Source organism: Vibrio sp. V15_P4S5T153, assembly GCF_963874485.1.
Lineage (GTDB): Bacteria > Pseudomonadota > Gammaproteobacteria > Enterobacterales > Vibrionaceae > Vibrio > Vibrio anguillarum.
Window position 1 is genome coordinate 1 of record NZ_CAWNHR010000003.1, and the last position, 21055, is coordinate 21055.

General features: G+C 40.8%; 24 protein-coding genes and 1 pseudogene. 23 read left to right on the forward strand and 2 right to left on the reverse strand.

All coding sequences use genetic code 11. From position 1 onward, the window contains the following. The coding region (locus AACT42_RS00560; RefSeq protein WP_141194988.1) for a helix-turn-helix domain-containing protein at window positions 1-266 on the reverse strand (266 nt) is incomplete at its 3' end. 757 nt (window positions 267-1023) lie between these two features. Here AACT42_RS00560 and AACT42_RS00565 point away from each other — a divergent pair. After that, a complete protein-coding gene (locus tag AACT42_RS00565) occupies window positions 1024-1560 on the forward strand; it encodes a nucleotidyltransferase family protein (RefSeq protein WP_047691683.1) in 537 nt (178 codons plus the stop codon). 191 nt (window positions 1561-1751) lie between these two features. Here the strand turns inward: AACT42_RS00565 and AACT42_RS00570 are convergent, their stop codons facing one another. Continuing rightward, window positions 1752-1976 carry a hypothetical protein gene (locus AACT42_RS00570; protein ID WP_254918662.1) on the reverse strand — a complete coding sequence of 75 codons (225 nt, stop codon included), beginning with the start codon at window positions 1974-1976 and terminating at the stop codon, window positions 1752-1754. Between the two features lie 282 nt (window positions 1977-2258). On the opposite strand from AACT42_RS00570, the gene AACT42_RS00575 reads away from it, so the two are divergent. The 22 genes and pseudogenes from AACT42_RS00575 to AACT42_RS00685 all read left to right on the forward strand — a co-directional run bounded on the left by AACT42_RS00575 (window position 2259) and on the right by AACT42_RS00685 (window position 20472). Then, the gene (locus AACT42_RS00575; RefSeq protein ID WP_094132230.1) at window positions 2259-2444 is read left to right on the forward strand and encodes a hypothetical protein; all 186 of its coding nucleotides are present in this window, start codon (window positions 2259-2261) and stop codon (window positions 2442-2444) included. A gap of 1247 nt (window positions 2445-3691) precedes the next feature. Further along, window positions 3692-4183, forward strand: a complete 492-nt coding sequence (locus AACT42_RS00580; RefSeq protein WP_045571645.1) for a GNAT family N-acetyltransferase — start codon at window positions 3692-3694, stop codon at window positions 4181-4183. Between the two features lie 613 nt (window positions 4184-4796). Further along, window positions 4797-5309: a DUF4145 domain-containing protein gene (locus AACT42_RS00585; protein ID WP_094132228.1), complete on the forward strand. Its 513-nt coding sequence runs from the start codon at window positions 4797-4799 to the stop codon at window positions 5307-5309. A 219-nt stretch (window positions 5310-5528) separates the two neighbouring features. Further along, on the forward strand, window positions 5529-5819 hold the full coding sequence (locus tag AACT42_RS00590) for a YkgJ family cysteine cluster protein (protein WP_079400291.1): 291 nt from the start codon (window positions 5529-5531) through the stop codon (window positions 5817-5819). A 194-nt stretch (window positions 5820-6013) separates the two neighbouring features. Then, the gene (locus AACT42_RS00595; RefSeq protein ID WP_021704928.1) at window positions 6014-6478 is read left to right on the forward strand and encodes an ASCH domain-containing protein; all 465 of its coding nucleotides are present in this window, start codon (window positions 6014-6016) and stop codon (window positions 6476-6478) included. A gap of 261 nt (window positions 6479-6739) precedes the next feature. Beyond that, window positions 6740-7381: a DUF6037 family protein gene (locus AACT42_RS00600; RefSeq protein ID WP_029853472.1), complete on the forward strand. Its 642-nt coding sequence runs from the start codon at window positions 6740-6742 to the stop codon at window positions 7379-7381. Window positions 7382-7533: 152 nt separating this feature from the next. Continuing rightward, window positions 7534-8031, forward strand: a complete 498-nt coding sequence (locus AACT42_RS00605; RefSeq protein ID WP_094168063.1) for a GNAT family N-acetyltransferase — start codon at window positions 7534-7536, stop codon at window positions 8029-8031. Between the two features lie 135 nt (window positions 8032-8166). Next, window positions 8167-8637, forward strand: coding sequence for a GNAT family N-acetyltransferase (locus AACT42_RS00610; RefSeq protein WP_004737548.1), 471 nt, complete (start codon window positions 8167-8169; stop codon window positions 8635-8637). 594 nt (window positions 8638-9231) lie between these two features. After that, entirely contained in the window at window positions 9232-9837 is a 606-nt protein-coding gene (locus AACT42_RS00615; RefSeq protein WP_094182949.1) for a DUF922 domain-containing protein, read from the forward strand. Window positions 9838-10492: 655 nt separating this feature from the next. Next, a complete protein-coding gene (locus AACT42_RS00620; protein ID WP_094182950.1) occupies window positions 10493-10966 on the forward strand; it encodes a T6SS immunity protein Tdi1 domain-containing protein in 474 nt (157 codons plus the stop codon). 165 nt (window positions 10967-11131) lie between these two features. Then, entirely contained in the window at window positions 11132-11572 is a 441-nt protein-coding gene (locus AACT42_RS00630) for a hypothetical protein (RefSeq protein ID WP_040122767.1), read from the forward strand. A gap of 1065 nt (window positions 11573-12637) precedes the next feature. Further along, window positions 12638-13303: a hypothetical protein gene (locus tag AACT42_RS00635; RefSeq protein WP_094182952.1), complete on the forward strand. Its 666-nt coding sequence runs from the start codon at window positions 12638-12640 to the stop codon at window positions 13301-13303. A gap of 147 nt (window positions 13304-13450) precedes the next feature. After that, complete coding sequence (locus AACT42_RS00640) at window positions 13451-14014, forward strand: sugar O-acetyltransferase (protein WP_088733285.1); 564 nt, start codon at window positions 13451-13453, stop codon at window positions 14012-14014. Window positions 14015-14250: 236 nt separating this feature from the next. Beyond that, window positions 14251-14469, forward strand: coding sequence for a DUF6500 family protein (locus AACT42_RS00645; protein ID WP_017049924.1), 219 nt, complete (start codon window positions 14251-14253; stop codon window positions 14467-14469). Window positions 14470-15080: 611 nt separating this feature from the next. Then, a complete protein-coding gene (locus tag AACT42_RS00650; protein WP_094167991.1) occupies window positions 15081-15596 on the forward strand; it encodes a lipocalin family protein in 516 nt (171 codons plus the stop codon). 221 nt (window positions 15597-15817) lie between these two features. Then, the gene (locus AACT42_RS00655) at window positions 15818-16420 is read left to right on the forward strand and encodes a histidine phosphatase family protein (RefSeq protein WP_094132213.1); all 603 of its coding nucleotides are present in this window, start codon (window positions 15818-15820) and stop codon (window positions 16418-16420) included. Window positions 16421-16557: 137 nt separating this feature from the next. Then, the gene (locus tag AACT42_RS00660) at window positions 16558-17136 is read left to right on the forward strand and encodes an O-methyltransferase (protein ID WP_000395682.1); all 579 of its coding nucleotides are present in this window, start codon (window positions 16558-16560) and stop codon (window positions 17134-17136) included. Window positions 17137-17357: 221 nt separating this feature from the next. Further along, window positions 17358-17828 (forward strand): annotated as a pseudogene (locus AACT42_RS00665) (alpha/beta hydrolase fold domain-containing protein); the annotation flags it as partial. A 47-nt stretch (window positions 17829-17875) separates the two neighbouring features. After that, window positions 17876-18421 carry a glutathione S-transferase family protein gene (locus tag AACT42_RS00670; protein WP_254918664.1) on the forward strand — a complete coding sequence of 182 codons (546 nt, stop codon included), beginning with the start codon at window positions 17876-17878 and terminating at the stop codon, window positions 18419-18421. 203 nt (window positions 18422-18624) lie between these two features. Next, window positions 18625-18876 (forward strand): TIGR03643 family protein, encoded by a 252-nt coding sequence (locus tag AACT42_RS00675; protein WP_001890111.1) that lies wholly within the window; start codon window positions 18625-18627, stop codon window positions 18874-18876. A gap of 621 nt (window positions 18877-19497) precedes the next feature. Beyond that, window positions 19498-20094 carry a class I SAM-dependent methyltransferase gene (locus AACT42_RS00680; protein ID WP_094182955.1) on the forward strand — a complete coding sequence of 199 codons (597 nt, stop codon included), beginning with the start codon at window positions 19498-19500 and terminating at the stop codon, window positions 20092-20094. A gap of 150 nt (window positions 20095-20244) precedes the next feature. Then, window positions 20245-20472: a hypothetical protein gene (locus AACT42_RS00685; protein WP_141194990.1), complete on the forward strand. Its 228-nt coding sequence runs from the start codon at window positions 20245-20247 to the stop codon at window positions 20470-20472. The last annotated feature ends 583 nt before the right edge of the window (window positions 20473-21055 follow it).

Below are 21055 nucleotides of genomic sequence, written 5' to 3' on the forward strand. Positions count from 1 at the left end.
GCTTCAGGTAGTCTGAAGTCAAGTTTGGTATAGCGTTTATTTCGCCGTGAACGACTAAGCCGGTTGCGCGCCATTTGCTGTGCGCGCTCTGGTTGATAAGAGTACCTATCGAAGAACTTGTTATAACGACAATTGCGTTCAATTTCTCGATAGATAGTGGCTTTGTGACGCCCTAGTTGTTTAGCTATTTTTGCGGTACTGATCCCTTGCTTTCTGAGCGCAGAAATCATATACCTTTCGTTCTCAGTGAGGTGCGTGTATTTCATGTTTTTTACTTCTTGGCGGGAGCAAAGTTCATGATTATCGCACCTTACTGTTTTTATGTTCAGAGGTGTCGCACTTCGTACTTGAATCCAAGTTGCATAACAAACAATTTAAGAGGGATTCCCAACGCTTGGCATTTTTTCTTCTACTTCACTTTTAGTGGTTACGGTGTAATGCTTTAGGTTGGGTGGTAGCGTTGCTCACCCCTTAATTGGGCGTTATGCAACTCAGGTAAATTTAGGGGTTCAATCTTTTGGGATTTCTCCGGCCATTCGTTCTGTGTTGTCGGCAAATGAGCATTTTTACCCTCAAATTCGTGGTTCACTCAAGCCGTAAAACAGGTAAGATTCTTTGTTTGCCTCAATGAGTTTTGGTGCTGGTTTGTTGTCAATTCAGCGTGTGCAAAGTGTGGAAAGGGCAAGTTTATCGAGCATTTCGCATTTGCTGAAAGTCTTGCTTGTTGAGTTTGTCTCATTCAAAAGCTTGGTTTGTTGTTGAAAGGTGGACTTTGTTTTGGCGGCTCATTTATCACAGTTCTTGCTTGGGTTGATTCTTGAATCACTCAACCATTGCAATTGTGGCTTTTGGTCGTGTAAGGTCTGTTTATCTCATTGAATTTGCATAACAAACGGCTCAAGAGGGATTGCCAACGCGTGGCGGTTTTAGTGCAAAATTGAAGTTCAGTGTTTACAGTGTGTTTTTTGAGTCTGGCGGTGCGTTGTCAACCCCTTAGCCGGGCGTTATGGCGCAAGGTGAAAAATGGATACTATCGTTGATTTAGTTAGAAAAGATCCCGTTCGATTTGAAGCACTGGAATGTGTTTACCAGCTTGAATTGCCTCAGTGCTACATAGCCGCAGGTTTTGTGCGAAACCTTGTCTGGGACTTTTTACATCGCAACGTAAAGCCGACGCCATTAAACGATATTGATGTCATTTTCTTCGATGCTGATTGTGTCGATTCAGATTATGAAAAATCACTTGAACTCAAGTTATCGGAGCAAATGCCCCAGATCAATTGGCAAGTGAAAAATCAAGCCAAGATGCACTTACAAAATGGCGACGATCCTTACCAAAGCACATTGGATGCCATGAGCTATTGGCCTGAAAAAGAAACGGCGGTAGCAGTGAGAAAAGTCGAGCACGATCATTATGAATGTATATCAGCCTTTGGTTTCGAGAGTTTATTTCAAGGTTTAATCACACATAATCCTAAACGAGCATATGGAACCTTCGAAAATCGAGTAAAGTCAAAGGGTTGGTTAGTTATATGGCCTAACTTGAGAATTGCGCCATAACAAACGCTTCAAGAGGGACAGCCAACGCGCGGCATTTTTACTATGCGTTGGTTTCTGTGATTACGGTGTTATGCGGAAAGTTGGTAGTAGCGTTGTCTGCCCCTTAAGCGGGCGTTAGCTGAGGTTAAGAAAAACCATAAAATTAAGCGCTTATTTTTCTTAGTCTGAGGCTCTAGCTTTACACCTGAAAGTCAGCACTTTTCCGCGTATCTCGCCAGTGGCACTGTTCGTGAAGTGGTTGAACTAACCGAAGTCTTCTTACGGGAAGTGATGTGTTTGTTTATTTCTTTGGTGTGGCTTCTTTGGTTTTGAAGCTCTTTCGCGCTCAAATGGGTTTCACGCACTTGGTTGTTGGCTTCTTCGACATAATTCTTTGTAAATTTAAGCTCTAGAAACTCGTCAAATTTTGTTGTCATTTCTTCTTTGCCAAGTGCGTTTCGTGGATTAGGTTTTAGTTTCTCAGTTGTCCGTTTTACTTTGCCGCTTGAAAGCAATAATGTGTTTTAAATTAGGCTGCTGGGTAGTCAATCTCCTGCTAAAGTGCAGCAGCTAACAAACGGCTCAAGAGGGATTGCCAACGCGTGGCGGCTTTAGTGCAAAATTGAAATTCAGGGTTTACGGTGTGTTTTTTTAGTTCGGTGGTGCGTTGTCAACCCCTTAGCCGGGCGTTATGCTTAATTATGTAAAATCAGTGGTTTATTGTTTTTCTTTGTTCCCTTGGTTGGTTAGTTTCGAGTTTGTCGGCAAATTGGCTTCGGTGGGCGCTATTTTCTGGACATCCATTCTTGGGCGCTAAAAATTCCGAGAGTTGCCTCAATCAATTTTCGGGCAAGCGCGAGGTTAGGGCGGTTGGCGCAATCAGCAAATTGAACTTAGGTTTTTAAGTTTTAGCAGCCAAAAATTCAAAGTCTGATTTTCAAAATCATGAGTCATTTCCGTTTTTAGGTTTTGGCTTTTGCTTGTGAATCAAGGTCGAGTTAATCTTGGTTTTATCAAAACGTAAGTCATTGAAGCTTAAGCATAACAAAGCGTTCAAGTGGGATTTGGCACGCGTGGCATTTTCAGTTTGCGTTAGGTTTGGTGGTTACGGCATTGTGCGGTAACTTGTGTATTGCGTGCCTGCACCCCTTAACGCGGCGTTATGTTTACAAAAGCAAAAAAGCTATCTTGAGGAAAAGATTGGGAATTTCTCCGGCTTTTTAGCTTCATCGATATTCAGCAATTTGAGTCCAGTTATCCAAAATTCTTTGTCATTGCCAGCCTCGTGCAAACCAAGTTCGTGGGTTGCTTCATTGTGGAGTTGTGGAAATATCGGTTGAGAGTTTCTCTGGCTCAAAGTCGTTGTAACTGGTGCAGTTTAATGGGCTGAATGGGATCGCATTAAGCTGATCGCATTTGTCGACCAAGTTAGCTTAAAAACTTGGTAATGGTTTTGAGCAATGCAGTAAAATCGGCGGTTCTTTGTCATGTAGGTTTTCTTAAACCGTAATCATAACAAGGCATTAAAGTGGGACTTGGCCCGCGTGGCATTTTTAGTTTGCGTTAAGTTTTGTGTTTAAGGTGAAATGCAGAAACATTGTATTGCGGGCCTGCACCCCTTAACGCAGCGTTATGTTTACAAAAGCAAAAAAGCTATCTTGATGAAAAGATTGGGGGTTTCTCCGGTTTTTTAGCTTCATGGGTTTTCAGCAATTTGAGTCCAGCTATCCAAAATTCTTTGCAATAGCCAGCCTCGTGCAAACCAAGTTCGTAGGTTGCTTCATTGTGGAGTTGTGGAAATATCGGTTGAGAGTTTCTCTGGCTCAAAGTCGTTGTAATTGGTGCAGTTTAATGGGTTGAATGGGGTCGTTTTAAGTTGATCACATTTGTCGGTCAGGTTAGCTTAAAAACTTGGTAATGGTTTTGAGCAATGCCGTAAAATCGGCGGTTCTTTGTCATGTGGGTTTTCTTAAACCGTAATCATAACAAGGCATTAAAGTGGGACTTGGCCCGCGTGGCATTTTTAGTTTGCGTTAAGTTCAGTGTTTACGGCGCTGTGCGGTAGCTTTTGTATTGCGGGCCTGCACCCCTTAACGCAGCGTTATGTAACAAGGAAGGTTCAGTGGAAAAAATATTTTCAGATCGTTTAGTGATGTCTCCGATATCGGAAGATGATTGGTCTCTATTTCACACACTTCATACCGATCCTGAGGTCATTTCACTTTGCTTTGATGAACCGACTTTGCTGGAAATTCAGTCTAAATTTCGTTCTAGGCTTGAACCATGGACACCAGATTCTAGTCATTGGTACTGTTTGGTTGCTTCGGAATTAGAAACGGGTATCAAAGTGGGTATAACGGGTTATTGCATCCAGAATGGAACTGCTGAAGTTGGTTTTATGTTTTTACCTAGTTTCCACGGTCGAGGTTATGGAACTGAATCATTACGAGCTTTAGTCGAATATTCCCGAAAACAGTTTTGCCTAAACAGTTTTTCCGCTGTAGTTACTGAAGGTAATCTGGGTTCGGAAAAAGTATTAATCAAAAGTGGATTCACATTACATAGTGTTATTCCTGATGCATATGGAATTGGTGGTCAAATGTATGCTGATCACATATACCTGATGGAAAATATTGTTACATAACAAACGCTTCAAGAGGGACAGCCAACGCGTGGCATTTTTATCATGCGTTAGGTTTCGTGATTATGGTGTTATGCGGGAAGTTAGTAGTAGCGTTGTCTGCCCCTTAAGCGGGCGTTAGGTTTACGAAGAGAAAAAGCGTAATTGTTGGGGAAAAGATTTGGGGATTTCTTTAGCCATTTGTTTACGGCTTTCAGCAAATCAGTTTCATTTGACCCAATTCTTTGTGATCTCCAACATCAGCGAAAACCAAAATCCGTGGGTTGCTTCATTGGGAAATCGAGTCGGTCGGTTGAAAGTTTCACTGGCGCAAAGGCGCTTTAGGTTTATTAATCGGCTCAACAAAATAGTTGTTTTAAGTTTGTCGCATTTGGCTGTCAAATTGAGTGAAATGTTTGGGTTTCATTGATCACAATGCGGTAATCTAGCGGGATTCTTTGCCAAGTGGGTGAAGGTTAAACAGTAAAACCTAACAAGAAATTCAAGCCTGACTACCAACGCGTGGCTGAATTGGTTCCAAAAAGTTTGGTGATTACGGTGCATTGCTTTCAATGACTTTGTGCGTTGGTAGCAGCTTAATTCGGCGTTAAATGCTTTTCGGTAAAAGTAGGAATCAATGACATCACATCCATTATTACCAATGCCAAGTACAAATCTAGAAATCTCTGAATCATATGCACTTCTTGGTCGTGCGTTAGCATACGCTACAGATTTTGAACACAACTGTAGAACGTTGGCTCATTTGACAGATGTTGTGAGCACAAATAATGAGTTTTCATTCGAGGTCTACATGCTTTTGAAGTCAGGTACTTTGTATGAAAAAATTCGGTCATTGGTATCTGAGTACAGTTTACCAACGCATTCAGAGGACAGTATTCACGCCGCTAGGAAGGCAAGAAATAACATTGCTCATAGTATCTGCATAGAACATGAAAAACTCTTGTCTAGTGAGGGTGGGCGTTTGGCTTTTAGAGCAAACATCATGTGTGAAATGGATGCGCTAATTCAAGGTAACCAGTTAGTTCAAGACATAACACGAATACTTAAACAAGGCAGCAAAGACACGCATGGCTCAGAGACTATTGAGTATTTTTTTGCTGTATCTGAATGGCTTGATGGTAAAAATTAGCCACGCATTTAACAATCTGTTTAAGAGTGATTCGCAACGCGTGGCATTTTCATCATGCGTTGGTTTAAGTGATTAAGGCGGTTTGCGGTTGCATCGGTATTGCGTTGCTCACACCTTAACAGAGCGTTATGGCTCACAAGGTAAGCAATCATCAGAAATGAAGGTTGTTAGCATCAAATTTACGGTATCATGCACAATTGACTAAACTTGTAGTTACTTATGCTTATACCAACTAATACACCTTCTTCCTCAAATGTATCTTGCTCAAACTGCCAAGCTTGCTGCTGCCGTCTTGAAGTTATGATTATCTCGGATACTGGCGTGCCTGAAGAGTTCATCGCACGTGACCAGTATGGCGGTGAAACAATGATGCGATTAAATGATGGTTGGTGTGCGGCTTTAGATAGAGACACTCTAATGTGCACAATTTATGAAAATCGTCCTTGGATATGCCGCGAATTTGAAATGGGTTCTAATGAGTGCTTAGATGAACGTGTTAAGTTCATCTAAAACAGTCGGTTAATCTTGCAGGTCATTCGTGAGTTGTTAGCCATAACAAAGCGTTTAAGAGGGATTCTCAACGCTTGGCATTTTTAGTTTGAATTGGTTTAAGTGATTACGGCACAATGGTTTAGGTTGGGTGGTAGGCGTTGTTCACCCCTTAACGCGGCGTTATATTTTTAATCAAATCCCGAGTCAAAATCATGGATGAAAGAAGTCAAAGTTATCTAGATCAATACCTCAAATCTTTACCTGATGAAGTAGCATCAAACTACACTTCATTTAGTTCAGACTATTTCTGTGCAGATGAATACAATGCAAATGTATGTGCAGACTTAATTCTTCGTGGAGAAAAACGTGCGTCATGTAGCTTAGATTACTGGTACAGTGAAAAAGGAGAATTGTTGCCAGAAGTCGGTCATCTTCAAGTAGTGACAAATTGGGATGGCATGCCAATTTGTATTATAGAAATCACCTCAGTAACTAAGTGCAAATACCATGACGTAACACCTGAGTTTGCAGCTTTGGAAGGTGAGGGCGACAAGACGCTAGCTTGGTGGCGAAAAGCACATTGGAACTTCTTCTCAAGAGAATGTGTCGAGTTAGGTATAGCACCTTCAGACGATATGTTATTGATACTAGAGCAGTTTAAAGTCGTATATAAATAAAAATATAACAAGCAGTTCAAGAGGGATTCAGCACGCGTGACATTTTTGGTTTGCATTGATTTCGGTGTTGAAGTGCCATGCGGTGGCTTGGTCATTGCGTGCTTCACCCCTTAACTGGGCGTTATATTTTTGTTCGAAATCACAGTTCAGAAATATCCTATCTTTATTCTAAATTGTGAGCTTTTTCAAACTATACGCTGTACAGTTAAGGGCATTTAGATTGTAATGTGTACAACGATAATAGAATAAAGTGGTAGCGTTATGAATGTGTTAGAAAACCTTAGAGTACTCAAAACAGACATGGAAAGTAACGGTTGGGTGATCGATGCGTTTCCATTCACATTTAAAGCGGTAGATTATATTGTACTAGTTAAGCTGTACGATAAAAACGATGCTAAAAGACCAGAGCATGCACTTTTGGAGCTAGAGTTTTTGAAGAAAAATGACATCTCAGATAACTTAGTTGCTCCAGCTAATACCAGGAAGCTTTTGATCACAGCTCAAGAGCTAAGAACATATTTTGGTATTGAGTGGTCAGAAAATTTGCGTGATATCTTAAGTCAATTTTATGAATATCTCTCTAACTTTATCCCCTTAACTGTTGGTTTACATAGAACTCAAGAAGTTGATGTTGCTATGGTTGAGTCTTTGTCAAAGAGTGATAGTGAGGACCCAAGAAAAATATACTGTTTTTCAGCTAAGAGAAATTCTAACAATAGGAATAGAAGTCCATATAATGACAATAAGACGCGAATATTAAGACCAATTTTGTACTCAAAACTATCAAGTGATCCTCAAGTTAGCTTTAATTACTCGTTAGACGAGGATAAGAAAAAGTCTGACTCAGAAATTATTAGCAACTTTAGTTCTAACAACAAGCTACCCGTTAGTGGAAAAATATAACAAAGCATTTAAGAGTGATTCCCAACGCTTGGCATTTTTCGTTCCATCGTTGGGTTTCGTGTTTATGGTGGTCTGGTTAAGTTTCGTGGTAGCGTTGCTCACACCTTAATGCGGCGTTATGTGTTTTCACAATTTTTTAGTAAGGATACCATTTGAAAATAAGACGTTTGGAAGATACTGATTCTAAAGATCTTCATGAAATTTATAGCTTTACTTCAGTCTCTGAGAACACATCTCAGCTACCTTTCCTGAGTTCTACTCATATTTCCGGGCTGTTTTCAGGATCAGAACAATATACGTTAGTAGCCGAGGTTGAAGGAAAAGTCGTAGGGCACGTTACTCTATTTTTAACTATCAAAGTGCGTGATAGGCACTGTGCAGGCATCGCTATAGCTGTACACCCAAATAGCCATGGTAAAGGTGTTGGTAAGTCCTTGATGAATGAAGCCATCAACCAAGCTGATAATTGGTTAAATTTGGTTCGTGTCGAACTTGAGGTTCACTCAGACAACCTGTCAGCAGTTTCGCTCTATGAAAAAGTTGGCTTTGAAACCGAAGGTACTAAGCGTCTAAGTACTTTCAAAAATGGTCGTTATATTGATATGTTGCTAATGTCACGTCTTCACCCTAGTTATCAAGTACACACATAACAAAGCGTTTAAGACAGATTCCCAACGCATGGCAATTTTCATTCTATCGTTGGGTTTTGTGTTTACGGTGGTATGGTTGGGTTTCGTGGTGGCGTTGCTCACTACTTAACGCGGCGTTAGCAATCAGGAGAAATAATGAGCATCAATATCAGAAATGCAGAAATTAGTGATGCGAGGGCAATCAGTGAGTTGCTCTTACCCTTAACAAACAAATATGTTTGCCCAACTTGTGATGTGACTGTGCACAGTATTTTGCTCGATTCAATGTCAGAGAAAAACATCGAAAAATATCTGTCTACAAACTATGACTATGTTGTTGCAGTAACTGAGAATAATGAAGTCGTTGGTGTGGCTGGAGTACGAGACAACTCGCATCTGTACCATCTATTCGTAGATGATGATTTTCAAGGTAATGGGCTTTCCCGTCAATTATGGGAAACTGTTAAAGAAAAGGCATTGGAAAACGGTAATAGTGGTCTATTTACAGTTAACTCCGCGGTCAATGCGGAAAGCGTATATGTGCGTTTTGGTTTTAAACGCACAGAAGGCGTCAGAAATCGGCAAGGGATGGTTGATATTCCAATGGTGTTAGAATTTGATTGCTAACAAAGCGTTTAAGAGTGATTCGTAACGCTTGGCATTTATAGTTTGCGCTGGTTTTGGTGTTTAAGGTGCAATGCAGGAACTTCGGCAGTGCGTTACTCACACCTTAACGCGGCGTTAGGCAAAGTGAGTTTTTATCAGCTAAGTCGAGTTTGAATTGAACGGTAAATGCCATGTTTTCTAGCTTAAGTTAAGCAATAAATAATCATCACATATTTGTTGTTTCTTGATCGCGTTGAGTTGCTTTTCGTTATGAGTTTAGCGGCAAAATAACCTTCAGCATCCAAACGTCCGCCGAGCATGCTACGCTCGTCACTTTTCTTCCAAATCGCTCAATTTGAGTTTTCTTGTTTCTTTGCTGATTTAGGGTTTTGGTTTATAAATGAATCGGTTGGTTTTAAGTTTGTAAAAAAGCCCTGTTCTTTGGTTTTAAAAGTTTCAGTGTCAATCGGTTGGCCTAACAAACGGTTAAAGAGGGATTGCCAACGCTCGTCGATTTTAATGCAAAATTGAAGTTCAGTGTTTACAGTGTGTTTTTTGAGTTCGGTGGTGCGTTGTCAACCCCTTAACCGGGCGTTATATGCTTTAGGGAAAACAATGAAAAAATATTTAATTTCAATGGTTTTTATAATGTCTTTCTTCAAGGTTAATGCCGAAGTCCAGCTAGATTTTCCCTTTCAGAAAAAGTTTGAATTGTATGAGGTTGGCGGTAACAGTATTGATGAAATTGAACATTCTTTTGATACCGATAGACCCGACTTCATGATAAAAGATGGTTTTGATGGTCATACCGCTTGGAAATATGACTTTTATACGAACGATGATTCTTGTGAAATTAACAAATTTAGCTTGGAAGTCACCTATATACTACCGAAATTTGAAATGTCTAAGACTTCACCAGAGTCTGCTGAGGGTTTCCGTTCATATATGGAAAAGCTCTATAGGCATGAGCAGATTCATTGTGCTCTCGCGGTGAAGTCTATGCATGAAGTCTACCTAGCCTTTAAAAATGGACAGCGCGGAAAGTGTAGTAGCGCAAATGACAGAGTTATCGAGCTAGAAGATGAATTGGTGGAAAATAATGCTCTCTTTGACACTTATACGTCCCATGGAGAAATCGAATTGGAAAAGTCTCCATTTGGTGAAGAGCGTTATCTGAAAATATGCGAAATACCCTTTCCGCCAATCCCACCACGCATATAACAAACGGCTCAAGAGGGATTGCCAACGCTTGGCGACTTTAGTGCAAAATTGAAGTTCAGTGTTTAAGTGTGTTTTTTAAGTTCGGCGGTGCGTTGTCAACCCCTTAGCCGGGCGTTATGCAACTCAGGTAAATTTAGGGTTTCAATCTTTTGGGATTTCTCCGGCTATTCGTTTTGTGTTGTCGGCAAATGAGCATTTTCACCCTCAAATTCGTGGTTCACTCAAGCCGTAAAACAGGCAAGGTTCTTTGTTTGCCTCAATCAGTTTTGGTGCTGGTTTGTTGCCAATTCAGCGTGCGCAAAGTGTGGAAAGGGCAAGTTTATCGAGCATTTTGCATTTGCTGAAAGTCTTGCTTGTTGAGTTTGTCTCATTCAAAAGCTTGGTTGGTTGTTGAAAGGTGGGCTTTGTTTTGGCGGCTTATTTATCACGGCTCCTACTTGGGTTGATTCTTGAATCACTCAACCATTGCAATCGTGGCTTTTGATCGAGTAAAGTTAGTTTATCTTATTGAATTTGCATAACAAACGGCTCAAGAGGGATTGCCAACGCGTGGCGACTTTAGTGCAAAATTGAAGTTCAGTGTTTACAGTGGTTTTTTGAGTTCTGCGGTGCGTTGTCAACCCCTTAGCCGGGCGTTATGCCTCAAGGAGAAAATGTGTCTTTAACATGGAATGAACTGACAATTAGATTTGATCATATTGAGCGGGATAAGTTAGTTGAAGACTGGCAGTGGCTGGTCGGTACTGCTTTGCCAATTTTGATTACTTCTGTAGGTGATGCATTTCTACAAGAAGCATCGGGTGAAATATATTGGCTCATTACAGGTAGCGGTGAGTTTGAAAAGGTAGCAGACTCATACGAAGATTTTCAGTCGAAGCTTCAAGATAATGAGCTGGTTAATGAGTGGTTCTTAATTCCCGTTGTAGCTCAGTTGAAATCACAAGGTGTAAATTTGGTGGGCGGTAAACTGTATGGATTCAAACAGTTACCAGTATTAGGTGGAGCTTATGAGCCAGAAAACTATGAGCTTACGGATATTGAGGTCTACTTTTCGATGTCAGGTCAAATTAATTTACAAATTAAGGATATTCCTGATGGCACACAAGTTAACTTTACAATCACCGACTAAAGGCATAACAAAGCGTTTAAGAGGGATTTGGCACGCGTGGCATTTTTAGTTTGCGTTGAGTTTTGTGTTTAAGACACTTTGCAGAAGCTTATGTATTGCGTGCCGGCACCCCTTAACGCGGCGTTATGCTCTAGTCACAATCAAACTATTTTGGAATTTATCACAATGAAAAAATTAACAATTCTAGCTCTTTCATCACTGGCTTTCTTCTCATCTAACACTTTTGCTAGAGATGATGTGGGTAATTATTCGATTACAAAGGCAATGAGCTCTGAAGTGGCTAAATCTAAATTAGGCTCTGAAGTTTCATTTTACTTTGGCGAGCAGAGTTACGGCAAAGTTCTCAAAGAATTAGGTGAATTTAAAACCAGTAAAAAAACGAACGCTTTCAATAAAACAGATGAAGAAGCGTGCAATTGGGTTTTTCTTTCCGCCATGATTGCTCTTAAAGACAGAGCGATAAAAGAGGGTGGAAATGCAGTAGTTAATATCAAATCAAATTACAAAAATAACCTCACTTCAAGCAACGATACTTTTCAATGTGGTGCTGGAGCTGTAATGGCTGGAGTTGCATTGAGTGGTGAAGTTGTGAAGCTCAAAAAATAAGCATAACAAACGGTTAAAGAGGGATTGCCAACGCTGGTCGACTTTAGTTCAAAATTGAAATTCAGCGTTTACGGCGCGTTTTTTGAGTTCGGTGGTGCGTTGTCAACCCCTTAACCGGGCGTTAGGCAGGGTGAGTTTTTATCGGCTAAATCGAGTTGGAATTGAACGGTAAATTCCATGTTCTCATGCTGGACTTAAGCAATAAATAATCATCATATATTTGTTGTTTCTTGATCGCGTTCGGTTGCTTATCGTTGTAAATTTAGCGGCGAAATAACCTTCGGCATCCAAACGTCCGCCGAGAATGCTACGCTCGTCACTTTTCTTCCAAACCGCTCAATTTGAGTTTTTTTGTTTCTTTGCTGATTTAGCATTTTGGTTTATAAATGAATCGGTTAGTTTGTTTCAAGTTTACAAAAAAGCTCGTTCTCTGGTTTTGAAAGTCTTGGTGTCAATTGGTTGGCCTAACAAACGGCTCAAGAGGGATTGCCAACGCTTGGCGACTTTAGTGCAAAATTGAAGTTCAGTGTTTACAGTGGTTTTTTGAGTTCGGCGGTGCGTTGTCAACCCCTTAGCCGGGCGTTAGGCAAAGTGAGTTTTTATTAGCTAAATCGAGTTGGAATTGAACGGTAAATTCAATGTTTTCTGGCTTAAGTTAAGCGATAAATAGTCATCACATATTTGTTGTTTCTTGATCGCGTTGGGTTGCTTAGCGCTGTAAATTCAGCGGCAAAATAACCTTCAGCATTCAAACGTCCGCCGAGCATGCTACGCCCGTCACTTTTCTTCCAAATCGCTCAATTTGAGTTTTTTGTTTCTTTGCTGATTTGAAATTTTGGTTTATAAATGAATCGATTAGTGTCTTTCAATTTTACAAAAAGCTTTGTTCTTGGGTTTTGAAAGTATCATTGTCAATCGGTTGGCCTAACAAACGGCTCAAGAGGGATTACCAACGCGTGGCGGCTTTAGTACAAAATTGAAGTTCAGTGTTTACAGTGTGTTTTTTAAGTTTGGTGGTGCGTTGTCAACCCCTTAGCCGGGCGTTAAGTGCCTAGGGAGAAAACAATGGCAAAAATTGATTCAGAAGTATTGATTAAAGCTGAAAGCCTTATTCCAATTGAAATTAAACAAACAGCATTGAGTTGGAAATCAATTCTGCTAAATAATGTCCCTTTCTTAGTAACGATAGCGATTGTTCTTGGAAGTGCTGTCGTGACTTTTTATATTTCTAGGAAAGATATAAAAACTCAGGAAGAACAGAGCGCTATTAATAGACAAGCGGATCATGAAAATAAAATTTCGCACTTTCGTCATGATTGGTTAAACAACTTACGTGATACTGCATCTGAATTAGCAAAGTGCTTACATTTGTGTCAAATGTCGAATCTTCAAAGAAACTGTTCAACCGAACACCGAAATGCTGCGCGTACTTCTGATGACGACGAATCTTACCAAGAGCACCAAAATAAGGTTAATACCCATTACAGTGACTTCATTAAACATCGAGCAGATTTTTATCAGCTTCACGCAAAAATTAAGCTGTTTTTTAAAGCTGATGATTCTAATGCAGAAGAACTTTTGCGTCTTCTAATCCAAGCAAGAAATCAAATGGGAAACGATTCGACTACATTAGATAATGCATTAATTGATTCCATTGTTGATGAGCTGCAAGTCATATTAAAAAATGAATGGGAAGTGACCAAAGACCGGGCCTGGGTAAAAGGCACTTAACAAACGCTTCAAGAGGGACAGCCAACGCGTAGCATTTTTATCATGCGTTGGTTTTTGTGATTGCGGTGTTATGCGGATGCTTAGTAGTTGCGTTGTCTGCCCCTTAAGCGGGCGTTATGAGTAAATTGGTATTGGAGTCCAAATTTAATGTCAGAAAAAGAAAAAATGTTAGCAGGTAAGCTTTATGATCCAAGTGATGAAGACTTATTAAAGCTAAGATTGAACGCTAGATTGTTAACTGAAAAGTTGAATACAACCTCTGTTGAGTTTCAACAAAAGCGTGTTGAAATAATTAAGCATTTGTTCGGCACAACAGGTGACAATATTCACATTGAATCTTCTTTCAATTGTGACTATGGCTCTAACATTCATGTTGGTGATAATTTCTATGCTAATTTCGGCTGCGTGATTTTGGATGTTGCGGAAGTAAAATTTGGTAAGAACTGTTTACTTGCACCTCAAGTTGGAATTTATACTGCAACACATCCCTTAGACCCAACCGAGAGGAACAGTGGTTTAGAGTTAGCAAAGCCAATAACCATTGGTGACAATTGTTGGATAGGTGGTAATGCGGTTATCAATCCTGGTGTGACCCTTGGGAATAATGTGGTGGTAGCCTCTGGTGCAGTGGTAACGAAGAGTTTTGGAGACAACGTCGTAATTGGTGGTAACCCAGCGAAAGTGTTAAAAGAAATCAGCGCTAAGCCATAATTTACTCATAACAAACGCTTCAAGAGGGACAGCCAACGCGTGGCATTTTTATTATGCGTTGGTTTTAGTGATTACGGTGTTATGCGGTAAGTTGGCAGTAGCGTTGTCTGCCCCTTAAGCGGGCGTTATGGCTCATTCAATTGGCTGGGGCTGTATATAAAAACAGTTTTTCTTGTTTTCATGCTTTAATCTGTATAAGTTACCCATCATTTTCTAACAAAGCAGGCAATTAACAAGTGCGTAGTTCATTGAGAAAAAAGGTAATTCAAGTTTGTTCCAAGAAGATTGAGCAGAAGGGTGATAATGTAGGCGTTTCATTTTATGCATTTTTTGCTAATAAAAATGACGATCCAGATTTGTTAATGGAAGCCGCCACATGGTGGATTCAAGAACACAAATTAGATCATTTTGAAAAAGCTCATAAAATCATGGCAATGGTAAAATCTGATATTTAGTGAACTGAGCCATAACAAACGGTTTAAGAGGGACTGCCAACGCGTGGCGGTTTTTGCTTAAATCAACATTTGTGATTACGGTTGCTATTTTAGGTTCGGTGTTTTGCGTTGTCAGCCCCTTAACCGGGCGTTAGGCAAAGTGAGTTTTTATCAGCTAAATCGAGTTTGAATTGAACGGTAAATTCAATGTTTTCTGGCTTAAGTTAAGCAATAAATAGTCATCACATATTTGTTGTTTCTTGATCGCGTTGAGCTGTTTATCGTTGTGAATTCAGCGGCATAATAACCTTCAGCATCCAAACGTCCGCCGAGCATGCTACGCTCGTCACTTTTCTTCCAAATCGCTCAATTTGAGTTTTTTGTTTCTTTGCTGATTCAGCATTTTGGTTTATAAATTAATCGGTTAGTTTGTTTCAAGTTTACAAAAAAAGCTCGTTCTTTGGTTGTAAAAGTGGCGGTGTCAGTCAGTTGGCCTAACAAACGGCTCAAGAGGGATTGTCAACGCGTGGCGGCTTTAGTACAAAGTTGAAGCTCAGTGTTTACGGTGTGTTTTTTGAGTTCGGCGGTGCGTTGTCAACCCCTTAGCCGGGCGTTAGGTATTTGGAGGCATCATGAGAGCTATCTTTTTGATTCTTTGCTCTGTTTTATTGAATGGCTGCTTGGGCATGCCCGAATCAGTAAAACCAGTGTCGGATTTTGAACTGAACAACTATTTAGGCAAATGGTACGAGGTTGCTCGACTCGATCACTCCTTTGAAAGAGGTTTAAGTCAGGTTATTGCGGAATACCGTGTTCGAAATGATGGTGGTATTTCGGTTCTTAATCGTGGATATTCTGAAGAGAAAGGTGAGTGGAAGGAAGCGGAAGGCAAAGCTTACTTTGTGAATGGCTCAACAGACGGCTATCTGAAGGTTTCATTTTTTGGCCCGTTTTATGGCTCCTACGTAGTGTTTGAGTTAGACCGTGAAAACTACAGTTATGCTTTTGTGTCAGGGCCGAATACAGAATATCTGTGGTTACTTTCAAGAACGCCGACTGTAGAACGAGGCATTCTGGACAAGTTCATAGAAATGTCGAAAGAGCGTGGTTTTGATACAAATCGGCTCATTTACGCTCAGCAGCAATAAATACCTAACAAACGCCTCAAGAGGGACTGTCAACGCGCGGCGTTTCCAGTCCCATTGAGCCGCGGTGGTTACAGTTGTTGTGATTGAGTTTAGTGGTATGCGTTGCCAGCCCCTTAGGCGGGCGTTATGCTACGAGTCAAAACTGACTCAAATTCTATTTTTTGAAGTAACCGAACAGTTCTTATAGTCTTGTTAGTCATTGTTGTATTTTGGATTAACAAATGACTAAGAAGATATACGTTATAAGACACGGTGAGACGGTGTTTAATTCAGAGCAAAAATTGCAAGGGCATTGCAATTCACCACTTACGAACAAAGGAAAAGCACAAGCACTTTCTGTTGGGACTGAGTTAAAGAAGCATTTGTCTGGGTGTAGTTATCAAGTGTATTGCAGCTCTCTTGGCCGAGCCGTGCAGACTGCAAATATTATCTGTGAAGCAATCGATTATTCCCCATTAGATTTGTTGCAGGATGAACGTTTAAAGGAGTTTTCATTGGGTGATTGGGAGCAGCAAACAATCCCAAATTTGGTTGAAAACAATCCTAATTTACTTGCCCAAAGAGATTGGTATTTGAGAGCACCAAGCAGTGAATCTTATGAGGCTGTTCGAGCTAGACTACTCTCTTGGCTTTCTGAGTTGCCGGATGAACAAGATATCGTTGTTGTGAGCCACGGTCTTACGGGAATTGTATTGAGAGGGCTTTTGCAAAATCTCTGTTATCAAGACGTTTGGGCCCAAGATTTACCGCAAGACGCATTTTTCATCGTCGAAAACGGTGTTGCGGAAAGAGTTAACTGTATGCCGGTTGAGGCAGTAGCATAACAAACGCTTCAAGAGGGACAGCCAACGCGCAGCATTTTTACTATGCGTTGGTTTCTGTGATTACGGTATTATGCGGAAAGTTAGTAGTGGCGTTGGCTGCCCCTTAAGCGGGCGTTATACCTATTGAGGGAAATACGTTGGAATTTCAAAGAATCATGGAAGATTTAGAGCAGTTCGGGATACAAAACGATCTTGCTCAATCTGATAAATCAAAGAAGTACCTGAATATCACAAGAGACACTGGTGAGTTTCTATCTGTGCTTGTTAAAGCCACTGGGGCAAACAGGATCTTGGAAATTGGTACATCTAACGGATACTCGACGATTTGGTTAGCTTCTGCACTTCCCGATGATGGTAAGGTTTACACCATTGAAGCTAACCCTCAGAAAATCGAAGAGGCCTCGTTAAATTTCAATCAGACGCATACAAGCTCGAAGATAGTTCAACTTGTCGGAGACGCTACGGAGGTCCTATCTAATGTGCCTGAAAGCATGGACTTTATCTTCCTTGATGCTGACAGGAAAACCTATGTATCGTTAGCTGACGACTTATTCAATCTTCTAAAAACGGGTGGTTTGTTGGTCTGTGACAATGCCACCTCTCATGCAGATGAACTTGAAGAATTCAGAGCGTGGGTAAGCTCTCAGCACAACCTGAGCGTTTCGTTAGTGCCTATAGGTAAAGGTGAGTTACTGGTCTATAAGGATGAAAAATAGGTATAACAAACGCCTCAAGAGGGACTGTCAACGCGCGGCGTTTCCAGTCCCATTGAGCCGCGGTGGTTTTGGTTGTTGTGTTTAAGTTTAGTGGTAATGCGTTGCCAGCCCCTTAGGCGGGCGTTATGTTTAATCAGCATCACAAATTTATACTGTTTTTATATACAGCAATATGTGTTCGGCTATCATATTGAGCTTTGAACACATTCGAAGAATTAAATATGAGCAACTATCTAGAGCGCGGCATTAAAGAACTCGTTGAAGAGTTCATTTCTTGTGGGAAACCCTGTCCATCAAAACAAACTATTTCTGATCGTCGGGCAGGTTATCTATCAAGTACAGTTTTAGCTGGCTCTAGCCCTGAAATGGCCGATGAGTTTGTTGATGAGCTGGATGGTATTCAAATCAAAGTTTATAAGCCAAGCGATAAAGCTAATTTGCCAATCACGATTTACTTTCATGGTGGTTGTTTCATTAGTGGTGGTTTTGAAACACATGAAGCACAACTGAGGCAGCTAGCTCATCTATCAGAGACTATAGTGGTTTGCATTAAGTACCGATTAGCACCAGAACATACATATCCATCAGCTCATGATGATGTATTTCAGGCCACGTTGGGTATCAAAGAGCATGGTCATAAATATGGCGGTGATACTGAACATGTGTTTTTTGTCGGTGATAGTGCTGGCGCANGGTTTATGGAGATATCCAATCTGGAAACTGTTACAAGGTCAAGCTGTTGCTTGCCTTCTTAGGCATTGAGCATGAATGGCATCACGTCAATATTTTAAAAGGTGACACAAAAACAGCCGAGTTTTTATCCATTAACCCAAACGGAAAAATACCCGCAGTTGTTTTGGATGATGGTCGTTGTTTGTCAGAGTCGAACGCAATTCTTGGCTATTTTGCAGATGGCACAGCGTTAATTCCTAGTGACCAATATGAAAAGGCTAAAATGTACGAATGGTTGTTCTTTGAACAATACAGTCATGAGCCATTTATCGCCGTGGCTCGTTTTATCCAAAAATATCAAGGTATGCCAGAGTCAAGGTTAGAGGAATATCACGCCTTACAACCTGGAGGTAATAAAGCCTTATCAATAATGGAAAGTCGCTTAGCTCAAACGGATTACCTTGTCGGTAAGCAACTCACTATCGCTGATATTGCACTGTACGCTTATACGCATGTTGCAGATGAAGGTGGATTTAACTTATCCGATTACCCCAATATTCAAGCGTGGTGCAAAAGACTCCAAGAGCAAACCGGCTATGTTGGTATGGCGTAAACAAACACATAACAAACGCTTCAAGAGGGACAGCCAACGCGTGGCATTTTTACTATGCGTTGGTTTTTGTGAGTACGGTGTTATGCGGAAAGTTAGTAGTAGCGTTGGCTGCCCCTTAAGCGGGCGTTAGGTGTTCATCAGCTATGTGAACCAAAAATTGAGCGTGAACGTAGAACCGATTTTCGAAACTTCGGTTATTTGAGATGGAACTGAACACGGCAATCGAGTCAAGAATTATAGAAATGGCATGGGAAGACCGCACCCCATTCGAAGCAATCAAGCATCAATTTGGTCTGAACGAAGCTGAAGTGATTAAGTTTATGCGTAGCCGACTCAAACCTAGTAGTTTTAAATTATGGCGTGGTCGTGTTTCTGGTCGCAACACAAAACATGCTAAGTTGCGCAGTTCAGAAATTAGTAGAGGCTACTGCCCAACCCAATACAAGCATCGCTAATTGGCACACACCTAACAAACGCTTCAAGAGGGACAGCCAACGCGTGGCATTTTTACTGTGCGTTGGTTTTTGTGGTTACAGTGTTATGCGGAAAGTTAGAAGTAGAGTTGGCTGCCCCTTAAGCGGGCGTTAGGCAAGGTGAGCTTTTATCAGCTAAATCGAGTTGAAATTGAGCAGTAAATTCCATGTTTTGTGGCGTAACTTAAGCAATAAATAATCATCACATATTTGTTGTTTCTTGATCGCGTTGAGTTGCTTTTCGTTGTGAGTTTAGCGGCAAAATAACCTTCAGCATCCAAACGTCCGCCGAGCATGCTACGCTCGTCACTTTTCTTCCAAATCGCTCAATTTGAGTTTTTTTGTTTCTTTGCTGATTCAGCATTTTGGTTTATAAATGAATCGGTTAGTTTGTTCCAAGTTTACAAAAAAGCTCGTTCTTTGGTTGTGAAAGTGTCGGTGTCAATTGGTTGGCCTAACAAACGGCTCAAGAGGGATTGCCAACGCTTGGCGACTTTAGTGCAAAATTGAAGTTCAATGTTTACAGTGTGTTTTTTGAGTTCGGCGGTGCGTTGTCAACCCCTTAGCCGGGCGTTATGTACTTTTACGGAAAATCAGAAACTTATGGATAAAAATGCTGAAATTTGGCGTCAGTTCTACGAAAAAGCACTATCTCGTCCGCATTCAAAACGTACTGAGTTTGCAGTTCGTCTCAATGAATCAAATCTCAAAGTAGCTACTGACTGTGGTTGTGGAACAGGCAGCGATATCCAGTATCTAGAACAACAGGGTTTTCGAGTTCATGGCTTCGATATAAATCCTGATTCGGTTGCTATTTGTAGAGACAGGTTTGGTTCAAGGTCGTTAGTGGACATTTCAGAGTCTTCGTTTGAGTCTTTTGACTATCCAAAATCTGGTGTTGTTATCGCAAATTCTAGTCTGTTCTTTGCTGACCCAAACCAGTTTGAAACGACTTGGCGCAACATTAAATCTTCAATTGAAGTCGGTGGGGTATTTTCGGGTGACTTCATGGGTTTCAAAGACAGTTGGGCTGAAAACTATCGTAGCCCGACAACACCTTTATCGGAGTTAGAGGTAAAGGGTTTGTTCTCTGACTTTGAAATAGTCAGGTTCTTTGAACGTGATGAAAATGCTAAAACTTCATTGGGTAGAACGAAGCATTGGCACACATATTCCGTGGTGGCGGTGAAACGTACATAACAAACGCTTCAAGAGGGACAGCCAACGCATGGCATTTTTACTATGCGTTGGTTTTCGTGGTTACTGTGTTATGCGGAGAGTCAGTAGTGGCGTTGGCTGCCCCTTAAGCGGGCGTTATGTGTCTATCTAGAGTATCAAATGGAGCACATTGTGAAATTATCAAAAGCGTTTTTAATAGAAAACATACCGGACGGACGTTTTCGCTCATTTGATGGCAATGTTCCCGAAGTAGGTGATGTTATAGCGTTAGATCAAGGCTTTACATTTGATGACGGTAAGCCCGGATGTTTGGTTTATGCATTAGGTCTGAACGGCCAATATCGATATGAGGCGTTGGTCTATGAGACTGAAATTGGAGATGAGCTCGGTGTCAAATAGGGTAGTGAAGTAGAAGTATACAAATAGTCCTGCTTTGAGTTCTTAACACTTACCAATCTGGGTTGTTGGACAAACACATAACAAAGCGTTAAAGAGGGACTTGGCACGCGTGGCATTTTTGGTTTGCGTTGGGTTTAGTGGTTAAGGTGTGATGCGGTCACTTTTTTAGTGCGTGCCTGCGCCCCTTAACGCGGCGTTATGCTTAATCAAGTAAAATCAGTGGTTTATGGTTTTCCTTTGTTCCCTCGGCTTTTCTGTTTTGTGTTTGTCGGCAAGCCGGCTTTTTTGAGCGCTGTTTTTCGGACACTTATTCTTTGGCGCTGGAAATTCAGAGAATTACCTCAATCAATTTTCGGGTAAGTGCGAGGTTAGGGCGGTTGGCTCTATCAGAAATCCATTTCTAGGTTTCAAACTTCAAACTAGATCTGCCAAAATTCCTAACCTGAATATCAAAACTATGATTCATTTCGGTTTTCTACGTTTTGGCTTTTGTTTGTAAATCAAAGTCGAGTTAATCTTGTTTTTAGTAAAAACGTAAACCATTGAAGCTTAAGCTTAGTATCAAGTTTGAAGTGCGACACTT